Here is a 13,076-nt window from a genome sequence, read left to right as displayed (position 1 = left end):
GATCAGTATTTGGGCGCTAGAAACTGCTTCAAGCGCGGTGACTGCGGATTACCCAGCACCTCGTTCGGCGCCCCGGCTTCTTCTACCAAGCCTTGGTGCAGGTAGATCACTTTGCTGGACACGTCGCGGGCAAAGCTCATCTCGTGGGTGACCACGACCATGGTGCGTCCTTCATTGGCTAAGTCACGCATGACTTTCAGCACGTCGCCGACCAACTCCGGGTCCAGTGCCGAGGTGGGCTCGTCGAACAGCATGACTTCCGGGTCCATGGCGAGCGCCCGTGCAATGGCACCGCGCTGCTGCTGGCCGCCGGACATTTGTGCCGGGTAGGCATTGGCGCGAGCGCTCAGCCCTACGCGATCCAGCAGCGCATGGGCATGCTCGATTGCCTCTTTTTTGGGCTTGCCGAGCACGTGGATCGGCGCTTCGATGATGTTTTCCAGCAGCGTCATGTGTGCCCATAGATTGAAGCTTTGGAAGACCATCGAGAGCTTGGCACGCATCTGCACCACCTGTTTCCAGTCGGCGGGCTCACGGCCGTGTTTGGTGGTTTTAAAACGAATTTGTTCGCCGTGGACGTAGAGCTCTCCATCGTCGGGCTGTTCAAGCAGGTTCATGCAGCGCAGGAAGGTGCTTTTGCCCGACCCTGAGGCGCCAATGAGGGTGATGACGTCACCTTTTTGGGCTTCCAGGGAGAGACCTTTGAGAACTTCCGTATCGCCAAAGCGCTTTTTAATATTGCGCACTTCAAGGGGAGTAGGCGTAGCGGCCATAACGTAGGCTCCAGTACAGGGTTGCCGCAGCAGCAACAAATGAATTTGTCGTGCGTGTGTGCGGCTGGCGCGAAAAAAGGGGCGATTCTATCAGGACTGCGCCAAATGCGCGTACTTTATCAGGACGACATTGGTCTTGGTACGTGGCGATGTGTCCTGACGGCCCCTTCACGTTGTTGTTATAAAAAAAGACGTCGTTATGAAAAGTACGTTTTCATCGTCAAGCAGTAGCGCAAGTGTCCGTCAGGTAATGGCATGACTGGGCACCACCAACAGTGCCGCACGAGCGCCTATGTCGACGTGGGCATTGGGGAACACCACATGTAATGGTGTCTTCTCCACGATGAAATCACCCGCTACCCCATCTTTGGCGAGGCAGGTGCCGGGCTCGAAACGGCTGAAATTGGGTACGTCATCGTCGAAGCAGAGCGTAAAGTCCTTCGCTTGGCGCATCAGCTCGTGCTGTACTTTAAAAAAGGCCATGTTATCTGCGGGCTTTGTCGGCGGCGGATAACCTGAGCTGAGTGAGCCCAAGAGCGTCAGCATTGGCGCCAGGGGAGCCATATCATTGTCACCAAACGGGGCAACCCGACCCAGTTCGAACGTAAACGCTTGGGCGTGATGATAGTGCTTACTGTAGTGGGAGAACGTCCAACTGTGCTGATGTTGGTGGAGCACGGCCTGCATATCGGCTCCGGCCAGCCACTGCCACTGCTGCGCATCGGTGGCGGCGAGGGCGTAGGGTTCGACGACGAAGCGGGTATACAAACTGTCCCGAATCGCCGTGTGCAGATCGTAGTGCAGTTTCGGCAGCGCATGGTGGCGGGCGAAGAACGTATCTACTGCTTCCATTAACGCTCGCGCTCGGTCGGGTTCGGCCCCCCGCTCGTCCAGATCGCGTTTGAACAGCCGGTTGAGGTTGGTGGCAATGAAGCGTTTGTGCGCTTTTAACGCGGGAATGTTACCCAAGATCACCAGCACCGGCGCGCCTAACTGCAGCGTGCTGGCTTCCAAAGCGCTCAGCCAATCACCGAGCAGTTCCACCGGGGCGGTTTCGTTACCGTGTATCGCCGCAGAAAATACACAGGCGCGTGCCTCTGGGCGCAGAATGTTAGGGGTGAGCTCTAGAATACCTGGCCCGTGAAGATGGTAAGTGCCGCTTGGGAAGCGGCCGATGCGCGGGGAGGGGCGTTCCTCGTCGAGCGTCCAGTCGAGCCATTGGCCTAGCATGAAAGTGTCCTTGAGCATGGGCATTTGCTTTTTTATCGTTCCTACCTTTACCCACGCCCGTAGCTGTCCACAAGGGGAGGCGTCGTTCGCGTGAAAATGGCGGGTGGGATGATGAAAGTTGCCGGTACAAAAAAGCGCTCATGGCCCTTTGCCACAAGCGCTTTGATCACCGATGCTCTTGCGTCTGTCGCACACTAAGGACGTTTAGCCTGCTCGCTGTCGCCGCATTTCTTCCTGATACTCTTTGGCCAGAGAGGATTTCTGGTTCTCTTGGAGGCCGCGGCCTGCCAGTTGAAAAACTTCCTGCTCCTCTTCGTCCAAGTGATGCGTCACCAAGTGTTGAAGCTGTTTAGCGTGAGTGAGCCAATGGCTGGCGCTATAGTCGGTGTCGTCCAGCAGTTCGATCAGCTCGTCGATCTCATGATGCTCCGCCACGCTGTGGCGCGCTTTCTCTTGGGTGAGATCGATGTCCATCATGGGGATGTAAAGCGCTCTCTCTTCCGCGTTGGCGTGGTATTTCAGTTCGGCGCGTACCTGTTGATAGAGGGTATCGCGCTCTTCACTATCGCCATGGGTCTCTACCAAGCGGGCCAGCAGGTCTCGCTGGATGTCGTGATCTTTGCGAAGTGCTTCGAAAATCGTCATGCCGGACTCCTTGGCGTTATACGTGAATGAAACATACCGTAAATACGATACAAGAAAAATTAGTGCCGAAGTGGCAAAAGCGCAAGGTCGGCGCATCGATGAAATCGATGCGGAGCATCGAAAACATTCGCTTTTCTCTACGTTTGACTAGGCTATGGTTTAGTGAGTTTTCATTGCCCTCGACGGGCAACCTGTCCAATGCTCGAATGCAAGTCCAAAGGAGTGCGTTATGACGAAGGTACTGGTGCTGTATTACTCAATGTATGGCCATATCGATACACTGGCTGCCGCGGTGGCCGAAGGCGCTAAGGGAGTGGACGGTGTCGAAGTGACGGTAAAACGTGTGCCTGAAACCATGCCGGAGGAGGCGTTCAAAAACGCTGGCGGCAAGCAGGACTTCACCACGCCGGAAGCCACACCTCAAGAGTTGGCGGATTACGATGCCATCATCTTCGGCACGCCGACGCGCTTTGGCAACATGGCGGGTCAGATGCGCACCTTCCTCGATCAAACCGGCGGCCTATGGGCCAACGGCTCGCTGCGCGGTAAAGTGGCGAGCGTCTTCACGTCGACCGGCACTGGCGGCGGCGATGAGATGACCATTACCTCTACCTGGACGACGTTGGCCCACCACGGCATGGTCATCGTGCCCATTGGCTACGGCATCGAAGAGCAGTTCGATATTTCGAAAGTCAGCGGCGGTACGCCCTATGGCGCTGCGACGCTGGCCGGTGGTGATGGTTCCCGCCAGCCGGATGACCGCGAGCTGAAAATTGCCCGCTTCCAGGGCAAACATGTCGCTGAGATTGCTGCCAAGCTGGCAAACTAATCGACGCTTGAAACGCACAACGCCTCGCTGCCAGCGAGGCGTTGTGCGTTAACGAACGCTTTTACAGAAGAATCAACCGCCAATCCGCTCGGTAATGGCGCTACCGAGGCTTTCGGTCGTGCCCTGGCCGCCCACGTCGCGGGTGAGCACTTGGCTATCGCCCTCACTCAGCACCGCTTCAATGGCCTCGACCATCGCGTCGCCCGCCTCCTTATAGCCCAGGTGCTCCAGCATCATCGCCCCAGACCAAATTTGGCCGATAGGGTTGGCAATGCCTTGACCGGCGATGTCCGGTGCGCTGCCGTGTACCGGTTCGAACAGGCTGGGGAACTTGCCTTCTGGGTTGATGTTGGCCGAGGGGGCGACGCCAATGGTGCCGGTGCAGGCAGGGCCTAAGTCGGAGAGAATATCGCCAAACAGGTTGCTGCCCACCACCACGTCGAACCAGTCCGGATGCAGCACGAAGTTGGCGGTCAAAATATCGATATGGAATTTATCCACTGCGATCTCTGGGTACTGCTTGGCCATCTCGGCTACGCGCTCGTCCCAGTAGGGCATGGTGATGGAGATGCCGTTGGACTTGGTGGCCGAGGTGAGCTTTTTACGTGGGCGGGTTTGTGCCAGGTCGAAGGCATACTTCAAAACGCGATCAACGCCGGTACGGCTCATCACCGTTTCCTGAATGACGATTTCACGCTCGGTGCCTTCATACATCTTGCCGCCGACGCTCGAGTACTCGCCCTCGGTGTTTTCGCGCACGACGTAAAAGTCGATGTCGCCGGGCTTGCGGCCCGCTAGCGGGCTTTTGATGCCGGGCATCAATCGGCAGGGTCGCAGGTTGATGTACTGGTCGAACTGGCGACGAAACTGCAGCAGCGAGCCCCATAGCGAAATATGGTCGGGCACTTTGTCTGGCCAGCCCACGGCTCCGTAAAACAGTGCATCGAACCCTTTGAGCTGGTCGAACCAGTCGTCGGGCAGCATCTTGCCGTGTTCCAAGTAGTAGTCACAGCTGCCGAACTCGAAGGTGGTGAACGCCAGGTCGATATTGAAGCGCTTGGCGGCGGCTTCCAGCACGCGAATACCTTCGGGCATCACTTCGGTACCGATACCGTCGCCAGCGATGACTGCAATACGATGGGCCATGGAAGATCCTTATGTGGTTGGATGTCGCGGAAAGGATGGAGTGTGATTGCTTAGTAGGAGTGTAGCGCCTGTTGGCGACGAGATAATCAGGCTATTATGCAAGCTATTGTTGCCTAAAAGTGAATAATCCCATGATGCTGGATGACCTCGCCTTTTTTCAGCAGCTAGCGCGAGCGGGAAGCTTGACCGCCACTGCTCGCGAGCTTGGGCTGTCCCTCTCAGCCGTGAGTAAACGTTTGAAGCAGCTAGAGGCTCGGCTGGGGGTGACGCTGGCGGCGCGCACGACGCGCCGGTTGACGCTTACTCTCGAAGGCGAGCGCTACCTGTCTCAAGGTGGTCTCATTCTGGAGGAGTTACAAACGCTCGAAAGCTCACTCAGCGAGACCGCGAACCAAGGCCTAAGCGGTCGGCTGAGGATCAACGCGACCTTCGGCTTTGGCAGGCGGCATATCGCGCCGCTGCTATCGCGGTTTTGCGCCGAGCACCCAGGCGTGGAGAGCTGGCTTGAGCTGACCAACTTCCCCCTCAATTTGAGCGATCACGGCTTTGACGTCGGCATCCGTATTGGCGAGCCACCGGATTCACGCCTCGTCGCCAAGCGTATCCTACCCAACCGCCGCGTCTTGTGCGCTGCGCCTAGCTATATGAAAAAAATGCCGCCGCTGAAGGCTCCGAGCGATCTTACCCAGCACCGTTGCCTGGTGATTCGTGAAAACGATAGCGACTTCCCGCTATGGCGCTTCGAGCACCGGCAATCCCACCAGCGCCAGGCCGTGAAGGTCAGGGGACCATTGGCGAGTAACGACGGCGAGGTCATTACCCGCTTAGCGCTGGATGGCCACGGTGTGATGCTGCGTTCCTGGTGGGATGTGAACGAGCATCTATCCAGTGGGACGTTGCAAACGCTGCTACCGGAGTGGCAGGGCATACGCGCTGACTTTTACGCCGTGTTCGAGCATCGCCGCCATGTGCCGGAAAGGATCAGCGCGTTGATCGACTTCTTACAGCGAGAAATGGCGGGCCGTGTGCCCGCCTTGCCCAATGGCTAACGTGGGTCCGTTAGCGGCCTGGGCAGGTTTGATCCTGCACCACGTCGATCAACTCGTCGGTGGGAAAGTCCAGCTCGGCGGCGCGCTGACGAAGGCGCTGCTCCACGTCGCCTGCTATCGTGGGGGTGCGTGCCAGAATCCACAGGTAGTCTCGGTTAGGGCCTGCCACCAACGCCCACTGGTAGTCATCGTCGAGTTCGAGAACGTTGTAGCCGCCGTAAAACGGGCCGAAAAAGCTGACTTTCAGCCGCCCCACGCTCTCGTCATCGATGAAGTAGGCGCGACCTTCGGCTTCGTCCCAGGCGCGTTCTTCCAGGTCGTAGCCTCGGTTGATCACCTTGACGCCCCCATCGTCGCGCCTACTGTAGGTAGCGGTGACGCAGTCTAGTCCCTCTTCGAAGGAGTGATCCAGGCGAGCGATTTCGTACCACTCGCCAAGATAGCGCTCGAGCTCGAAGTCAGTCACCGGTTCCGTGCCATCGGGAATGCCGGTGCAACCCATCAAGAATGTGCCGGTCACGGCCAGGGTTGCCAGCGTGGCCATGCTCCTTGGCCGCCATACGGATGTCATCATCTCGCTCCTTTTAATGTCAGACCATCACAGCGCTCAATTTATCAGGGTAGGTGGCACCACGCCACGCGGTCCTCTTGGTACTGTTCGGCAGGTAGTGGAAATAGGCTATGGTATGTCTGTTAACGTATCCTCTGACAATGCATATAACAAAGGAGTGTTTATGTGGCATCAACAAGAGATTCACTTGCCGGAAATGTCCCGCGGTTTTCATTTGATTACTGATGAGATCGCCAGAGCACTGCCCTGTTTGGCGGAGTGCCATCAGGGGCTTTTGCATCTACAGCTCATGCATACCTCCGCGTCGTTGACGCTCAACGAGAACACCGACCCGGACGTGCGCCATGATCTGGATGCTTTCATGCGACGTTTGGTGCCAGAAGGACTGAGCTACTTTCAGCATACGTTAGAGGGCCCCGACGACATGCCCGCCCATGTGGCGTCTAGTCTATTGGGCACTCAGCTCAGCCTTGCGGTACGCGATGGCCGCTTGGCCCTTGGCACGTGGCAAGGGGTGTGGTTAGGTGAGCATCGTGAGCAGGGTGGTTCGCGCCGCTTGCTGGCCACCTTGAACGGCTGTGCCGCGCTTTAGTCACAGCCACCGAATGACTCTTTGAGATAAGCGCCTCTACATGCCTCGACGCCTTTTTCGCCTCTCCCGCCAGCGCTGGTTGAGGCTGTTTTTCGTTTTGAACCTTGCGCTGGTGGCGGGGTTGATCATTCACCAAGTGTGGCTCTACGTGGCCGAACCCGAGTTCGAATCGCTGCATACCGTAGAAGTCGCCGAGGTACGCGACCGACTAGCAGGCCGAGATGCCTACCGCTTTGCGGTGGTGGGCAACATCAATAACTCGGTAAATGTCTTTCAAGACGAGATCGTTCCGCTGCTCAACCAGGGCGATATCGATTTCATGGTGTCGGCGGGCAATGCGGTGAGTGGCGGCCAGCAGGAGAGTTATCAGGCGATTTATCACAGCCTCGAACTGCTCGACATGCCTTATCTCTTGACCTACGGCGATAATGAAGACAGCGATTTCGGCAGCTATCTGTTTTACGACTACTTTGGCCCGCATTTCTATGCGTTCGTAGCGGGCAACAGCCACTTCATTTTTCTAGATGGCACTGGCAAGTCGTCGACTTCCTGGCAGTTGGATTGGCTGGAGCGCGAGCTAGCCGCCTCTGACGCGGCCCATCGGTTCGTGTTCGTGGGCCTGCCACTGCATAACGTCATCCAGGATGCCCCGCTGTTCGAAGAAGATAACTACCTCAACGATCCCCGGCTTGCTGAAGGCATCATGCGTTTGGCCGAGCGCTATGGGGTCGATACGGTGTTTTCCGCGAATCTCTCGCTATACGCCCAGCACACCGTCAACGGGGTGACGTACGTGACCACCGGCGGCGCGGGCGGCCTGCTGCTGGATGCCGATGAGAGTTTTCATCATTACGTCGTCGTCGAGGTGGCCGGTGACAGCGTGGGCATCTCGCCGGTGCGATTGAACGTCGACCGCCCCGGCTGGTGGCGCATGCTGAGCAGCGTGGGGTCGACGATTTACGCCTTCTTCTACGTCAGCTATCCGCGGTTCTTGCTGATCGTCGGGCTGCTGACACTGTTGGCCATGCGGCTTTACAGGCTGATTTTCGAGGAGCGCGACTACTATCCCGACTTCGATATCGACCCCACGCCCTATCTGGAAAAAAGTTTACGAGTGGCGATGGTGTCGAACAACTACTTCCCGTTCGTTTCCGGCGTGTCGGTATCGGTGGAGCGGCTACGCCAGGGTCTTGGCGATCTCTCACATCGGGTGCAGCTGCTGGTACCGCGCTACCGGGAGTCGTGGCAGGACGATGACACCATTCTGCGGGTACCCACGCTGATGGCGTTTGGCGAGAAGCGTGAATTTCGCTTGACCAACCCGTTCAGCGCGGGCTTTCGCCGCTGCCTGCGTGAGTTCAAGCCCGATGTGATCCATGTACATCACCCGTTCTGGCTGGGGTCGATGGGTCTGTGGATGGGGCGTCGTTTGAAAGTGCCGGTCATCTACACCTATCACACGCGCCTGGAGCACTACGCGCACTTCGTACCGCTGCCGGGGGCACTGTTTCGCAACCTGATCTCTCATTATTTGATCAAGCGCTTCTCTAATCGTTGCCAGGGGGTCATCGTGCCGACCTATTCGGCAGAGGAGTACCTGCGCATGATCGGGGTCAAGACGCCGACGCTGGTGCAGCCCACGGGGATCGACGCGGCACGCTTTGCCGATGCCGACGAGGAGGCCGTGGCGTCGCTTCGCCAGCAGTTGGCTATCGCGGTCGACGATACGGTGCTGGTAAGCGTTTCTCGCATCAGTAAAGAGAAGAACATCGGCTTCATGCTGGAAGCGTTGGCAGAGTTGAAGCGCCAGGGAAAGACCGGCCTACGCTTGCTGTTGGTCGGCGACGGCCCGGACCGACAAGCGATCCAAACACAGATCGACACGCTGGGTTTGGAAGCACAGGTCACCTTGGTGGGGGCCGTGCCGCCAGAAGAGATGGCGCTTTACTATCACGTAGGCGATGTGTTCGTGTTTGCCTCTACCTCGGAAACACAAGGTATGGTGATTCTAGAGGCCATGGCCGCTGGGCTTCCGGTGGTCGCCGTACGCTCGAGCGGTATCGATGACGTGGTGCGCGATGGCCACAACGGCTTCAAGACGCCGCAAAACCGCCAGAAGTGGGGGCAGCGAGTGGTGGAACTGGTCGAGGATGACGCGTTGCGCGAAACCCTCGGCGATCAAGCCAAAGCGTTCGCCGCTGACTACGATATCGGCAAGTTTGCCGCCGCGGTGGCGCACTTTTATGCCGAGGTGCTAGCGAAACATCACACGACGCATCAGACCCACGAGCGTCAGCCCAAGTGATGCAAGCGAGTGGCTAGCCGTCGTTTCGAGGACGGCTCGTCCGAGCGGTGGCCACGCGCTTGAGTAGCCAGAGTAGGCCCACCCCGACGACCACGCCTGCCACGGCCAGCACCAACTCTTGTTGTGAGGCAGCGGTGAACAGCGCCCCTAGCTGGCTGCCGAGCAGGATGACGGCGGCCAGTCCCGGCACGATGCCCAGCGTCGAGCCGATCATGTAGTCGCGGAAATTGAGATGAAACGCCCCGGCCAACATATTGGTGAGCGTGAAGGGAGCCAGCGGCAGCAGGTTGATCACCGTCATCGTACGAATGCCGCGTTGGGAGAGATAGCCGGAAAGGCCGCGTAGGTGGCGGCCACCGTAGCGCATGAGGGCATCTCGCCCCAGCCAGTGGCCCACCCAGTAAGACACCACCGACGAACTCAGCGTGCCCAACGTAGCGTAAGCCAATCCCCATACCGGGCCAAACAGCATGCCGGTCAACACGACCAGCAGGCTTAGCGGAAACATCACTAACAGCGAACCGGTATAGACGGCCATGACGGCGGCAAACATCCAGGGGGCACGCTGCCACTGGCTAATGGTGGTAGTGAGTGCTTCGAGCTGCGCCTGAGTCAGCAGCCCTTGCTGCTGCAGGTAGCGCCACATCACGCCCAGTATCACCAGCGTGATCAGTAAGCCTAGCCCTTTTAGCAACGTTCGTGACATTCCATCCCCACCGCCTATCTGGCAAAAGAGCGTTAGCATACGCCACTGCGGCGGTGGGGTGAACGAGCGCGTTACTGTAGGCGCGCTTCAATGACGGGCCAAGCGGCATCACCCTCGGCGGTCGTGACATCGGCCAGCATGGCCTCTATGCGTTCGGGGTTGTCGTTGATCCACTGCTGAGCCACCTCGGCGAGGTCACGCTCTTCTTGACCGAAGGCTTGGATCATCCAGCTCTGTTCCTCGGCGGTAAAGCTGAACTGCTCGAAAAAGGTGACCAGCGCCGGGTGGGCATCAGCGTAGTCGCTGCGCAGCAGGGTACGTACGTCGCTTTCGCCGTTGTTCTCACCAAACAGGTTTTCCGGGTCTTCCAGGTAGCGCATGGGGAGTTCGAGATTCATCCAGTGGGGCGTCCAACCGACCCAAACGATGGCTTCTTCTCTGGAAATGGCATCTTGTGCTGCAGAGAGCATGCCCACTTCGCTGGTATCCACCAAGCGCCAGTCGCCGAGGCCCCAGATATCGTTATCGATGGCGTTATGTAGAATTTCACTGGCGGCCGATCCTGCGCCAAAACCATGAATTTGGCCATTGAACTCGTCACGGTGCGCGTCTAGATCGGCAAAGCTGCGAATACCGCGCTCATGTAAATACGCTGGAACGGCCAGGGTCATCTGCGCGCCATCGACGTTGTTGGCGATGTCCCTGATGACGCCGGAGGTTTTGCGAGGCTCGAACATCTCTTTTTGCGCAGGAAGCCAAGCGCCTAGAAAGGCGTCGACGTCGCCACTTTCCAGGCCTTGATAGATCACTTGCAGGCCAATTTCATGGGTTTGAGTGTCGTAGCCCAGCGGGTTAAGGAGCTGCTCGGCGATTTCGGTTTTCACGGTAATGCCAGGCCAAGCGGGAACGCCGAAATCTAGCGTGGCGTCATCGGCGACGGCGGCTTGGGTAGTAACGCCTGCTAGGCCCAGGGTAATGGTCGCAACGAAAGGACGAAGTGAACGTGTCATGGAGGAGGGTCTCCTTGCTAGGGTTATTGTGATGGTGCGGTCGTACGGGCAAGAACACGCAGGCGCGAGGCCAGCATGTCCCGGTCTAGGTAGGTGCCTTGAAGGTGGCGAGCACCGCTATTAGGATCGAACTCCCGGCGGCCGTGGAGTACGCGACGGTTATCGAACGCCACCATCTGGCCCGGTGTTAGTGTGAACTCCAACTGATGCGCCTCGCTGTGGAAGAGTTGCCACAGTACTTTGTAGGCCCGGTACCAAGCCGTCATTTTTTCGGCCGGCAAATGGAGCGTATCGCGTATCCAATTATTGAGGCGTATCTCCATCAGCTCGCCTTGGCTATCCAAGGTGATCACCGGAGCTTTGAAGGCGATATCGTGATGGTTGTCTTGAAACCGGAAGTCGATGGGGGTCTCACTCAGAATGGCGAGTGCCTCAGGGTCCTGTTCGCGTAGCGCATCGATGACCCGGGCGCCGTCGGCAAACAGTGACTCACCGCCGCTGGCGTCGTTTTGCAAGCAGTAGAGCAGTTGAATGTCCGGCGGCTGCTGCCAGTTGGGTAGGTCGATATGCAGCGGCAAGCCTACGGCGGTGTAGGCTGCGTTGTTAGGGTTGGGCTTGGAGCGCACGTTGAATCGCCCGCCGAAATTGGTAATGCGTTGCGGGCCAATTCGCTCGGCAAGGCGGCTAACTTCCTCTTCCACCAGCGGTGCGTGTGATCAACGCCAAACCGTCGCGTAGCAGGGCGGTCAGCCAGGCTTTCTCCCCTGCCGGGGTCATGAAATCGGCATGGCGAACGCGCTCTGGGAAAAAGTCATCGCGCCACGGCGTCGGATTCGGCAGGGATGAGACGCGAGTCGCCTCGGGGCGGCGCTGGTAAAGCCAGCCGCTATGAAAGACGCTGTCATGCCCGTCGTGCCACTGAAGATAGAGATGACCATCGGCCAAGGTAACGCTGGGCGCTTGTTCGATATCGTCTAGCGGTAGGTAGAGGCGCTCGCGGGTTTGCGGGTGGCGACACGCCTGGCAAGCGCAGTGATCACGAAACCACAACAGAGGTAGCGTCGTTTGCGTACCGTCTTGCCACGTTAGCGAAAGGCCGCTGTCGGTGAGCGTGGCGTCCTTGAGTGCCGGGCCGTGGTCATACGGCATGAGTTCGCTCATTTGAGGGGCTGAACGCTTTTCCGTTGTGGCTAGTGCGCTGGACATAGAAACCTCACTGAGAATGGGTGACGTAACACACGATCTGCTTATTAGGATGCGGAGTCCCTTGCGCAGTGACAAACGATGAATTTGGCCCCAAAGACCCTGTTTAACTTATAGGTTGCTTTCCCATGAGCTCACTCCCTCCGCTGTTATGGCTACAAGCGTTTGAGTCCGCCGCCCGAACCCTAAGCTTTACGGCGGCGGGTAATGAGCTGGGCGTGACCCAGGCGGCCATCAGCCAGCGCATTCGGCTGCTGGAGGATCGCCTGGGGCAAAAGCTGTTCGTTCGCCACGCGCGCAGCCTTTCGTTGACCCCGGCAGGTCAAGCGTGGCTGCCCAGCATTCACGATGCGTTTTCACGCATCAGTGAAGGGACGTCGGAAGTGTTTGGTATTACCAGCGAACGACCGGTGACGCTGCGCGCTACGCCGGTGATCCAACAATCTTGGCTCGCGCCAAGGCTCGTGGCCCTGCATCGACAGAAACCAACGATTTTGCTGCGCTTGGTCAGCGCGATTTGGCCCGACGACTTTGGGCCTGAAGGGGCCGACATCGAGATTCGCTATGGTCGGGGTGAGTGGAGTGGGCTCGAGATGTTGCCGCTGGGCGACGAGCACTTGCTGCCCGTGTGCGCCCCTGCGCTGGCGCGCTCGCTCAACGTGCCTGCAGATTTGGCCGGGCATACGTTGTTACACGCGGTGGGCTTTGGCGTTGGGTGGCCTGGTTGGCTGCAAGCGGCGGGAATAGCCCATCTAGAGTCCGAATGTCGCTCCCTCACCTGCGATAATCAGGTGATGACGCTAGCGCTCGCTAGCCAGGGCGGTGGGGTGGCGCTCACGCATCACCGACTGTTGGAGCAGCGTGAGGATTTGGTGGCCCCCTTCGATATGAGTGTACCCAGCGATGAGCGTTTCTGGTTGGTGCGGCCCAGCAAGCGCCAAGTCAGCGACGAAGCCGCAGACGTGTGGGCGTGGCTGGCAGCGTCTCGCGAGTTGCCTTGAGTCATCCAGCAGTGAT

14 protein-coding genes are annotated in these 13,076 nt (G+C 58.4%); 5 read left to right on the top strand and 9 right to left on the bottom strand.

Going from position 1 to position 13,076, the window contains the following annotated elements; translation table 11 throughout:
• Nucleotides 1–2: 2 nt before the first annotated feature.
• The 3 genes from FRH_RS00320 to FRH_RS00310 form a co-directional block, all read right to left on the bottom strand.
• A complete protein-coding gene (locus FRH_RS00320) occupies nt 3–773 on the bottom strand; it encodes an ATP-binding cassette domain-containing protein (protein WP_139526764.1) in 771 nt (256 codons plus the stop codon).
• Between the two features lie 243 nt (nt 774–1,016).
• The gene (locus FRH_RS00315; protein ID WP_139526766.1) at nt 1,017–2,003 is read right to left on the bottom strand and encodes a succinylglutamate desuccinylase; all 987 of its coding nucleotides are present in this window, start codon (nt 2,001–2,003) and stop codon (nt 1,017–1,019) included.
• Nucleotides 2,004–2,207: 204 nt separating this feature from the next.
• Nucleotides 2,208–2,648, bottom strand: coding sequence for a hemerythrin domain-containing protein (locus FRH_RS00310; RefSeq protein WP_281997506.1), 441 nt, complete (start codon nt 2,646–2,648; stop codon nt 2,208–2,210).
• Between the two features lie 229 nt (nt 2,649–2,877).
• Here FRH_RS00310 and wrbA point away from each other — a divergent pair, with 229 nt between their 5' ends.
• A complete protein-coding gene (wrbA, locus tag FRH_RS00305; protein WP_281997504.1) occupies nt 2,878–3,477 on the top strand; it encodes an NAD(P)H:quinone oxidoreductase in 600 nt (199 codons plus the stop codon).
• Between the two features lie 72 nt (nt 3,478–3,549).
• Here the strand turns inward: wrbA and FRH_RS00300 are convergent, their stop codons facing one another.
• A complete protein-coding gene (locus FRH_RS00300) occupies nt 3,550–4,623 on the bottom strand; it encodes a tartrate dehydrogenase (RefSeq protein ID WP_281997503.1) in 1,074 nt (357 codons plus the stop codon).
• Nucleotides 4,624–4,754: 131 nt separating this feature from the next.
• Here FRH_RS00300 and FRH_RS00295 point away from each other — a divergent pair, with 131 nt between their 5' ends.
• Entirely contained in the window at nt 4,755–5,672 is a 918-nt protein-coding gene (locus FRH_RS00295) for a LysR family transcriptional regulator (protein ID WP_281997502.1), read from the top strand.
• A gap of 10 nt (nt 5,673–5,682) precedes the next feature.
• Here the strand turns inward: FRH_RS00295 and FRH_RS00290 are convergent, their stop codons facing one another.
• Nucleotides 5,683–6,216, bottom strand: coding sequence for a lipocalin family protein (locus FRH_RS00290; RefSeq protein WP_062372732.1), 534 nt, complete (start codon nt 6,214–6,216; stop codon nt 5,683–5,685).
• Nucleotides 6,217–6,406: 190 nt separating this feature from the next.
• Between FRH_RS00290 and FRH_RS00285 the strand changes: the two genes are divergently transcribed.
• Nucleotides 6,407–6,835 carry a secondary thiamine-phosphate synthase enzyme YjbQ gene (locus tag FRH_RS00285; RefSeq protein WP_062372734.1) on the top strand — a complete coding sequence of 143 codons (429 nt, stop codon included), beginning with the start codon at nt 6,407–6,409 and terminating at the stop codon, nt 6,833–6,835.
• Nucleotides 6,836–6,875: 40 nt separating this feature from the next.
• The gene (locus tag FRH_RS00280; RefSeq protein WP_219861344.1) at nt 6,876–9,140 is read left to right on the top strand and encodes a glycosyltransferase; all 2,265 of its coding nucleotides are present in this window, start codon (nt 6,876–6,878) and stop codon (nt 9,138–9,140) included.
• A 13-nt stretch (nt 9,141–9,153) separates the two neighbouring features.
• Here the strand turns inward: FRH_RS00280 and FRH_RS00275 are convergent, their stop codons facing one another.
• From FRH_RS00275 to FRH_RS00260, 4 genes are all read right to left on the bottom strand, one after another.
• Nucleotides 9,154–9,846 carry a VTT domain-containing protein gene (locus FRH_RS00275; RefSeq protein ID WP_153843769.1) on the bottom strand — a complete coding sequence of 231 codons (693 nt, stop codon included), beginning with the start codon at nt 9,844–9,846 and terminating at the stop codon, nt 9,154–9,156.
• A gap of 71 nt (nt 9,847–9,917) precedes the next feature.
• A complete protein-coding gene (locus tag FRH_RS00270) occupies nt 9,918–10,856 on the bottom strand; it encodes an ABC transporter substrate-binding protein (protein ID WP_062372743.1) in 939 nt (312 codons plus the stop codon).
• A 23-nt stretch (nt 10,857–10,879) separates the two neighbouring features.
• The gene (locus FRH_RS00265; RefSeq protein WP_281997500.1) at nt 10,880–11,557 is read right to left on the bottom strand and encodes a clavaminate synthase family protein; all 678 of its coding nucleotides are present in this window, start codon (nt 11,555–11,557) and stop codon (nt 10,880–10,882) included.
• Complete coding sequence (locus tag FRH_RS00260) at nt 11,541–12,062, bottom strand: gamma-butyrobetaine hydroxylase-like domain-containing protein (protein ID WP_281997499.1); 522 nt, start codon at nt 12,060–12,062, stop codon at nt 11,541–11,543. Before FRH_RS00260 ends, FRH_RS00265 begins: the two co-directional genes overlap by 17 nt.
• 125 nt (nt 12,063–12,187) lie before the next feature.
• Between FRH_RS00260 and FRH_RS00255 the strand changes: the two genes are divergently transcribed.
• Nucleotides 12,188–13,060, top strand: a complete 873-nt coding sequence (locus tag FRH_RS00255; RefSeq protein ID WP_139526779.1) for a LysR substrate-binding domain-containing protein — start codon at nt 12,188–12,190, stop codon at nt 13,058–13,060.
• Nucleotides 13,061–13,076 lie beyond the last annotated feature (16 nt).

The sequence above is a fragment of the Halomonas sp. A020 genome (assembly GCF_027943625.1).
Taxonomy (GTDB): domain Bacteria; phylum Pseudomonadota; class Gammaproteobacteria; order Pseudomonadales; family Halomonadaceae; genus Vreelandella; species Vreelandella piezotolerans.
The sequence above is the reverse complement of the archived record's forward strand: the minus strand, read 5'-3'. Positions and strand labels throughout refer to the sequence as shown.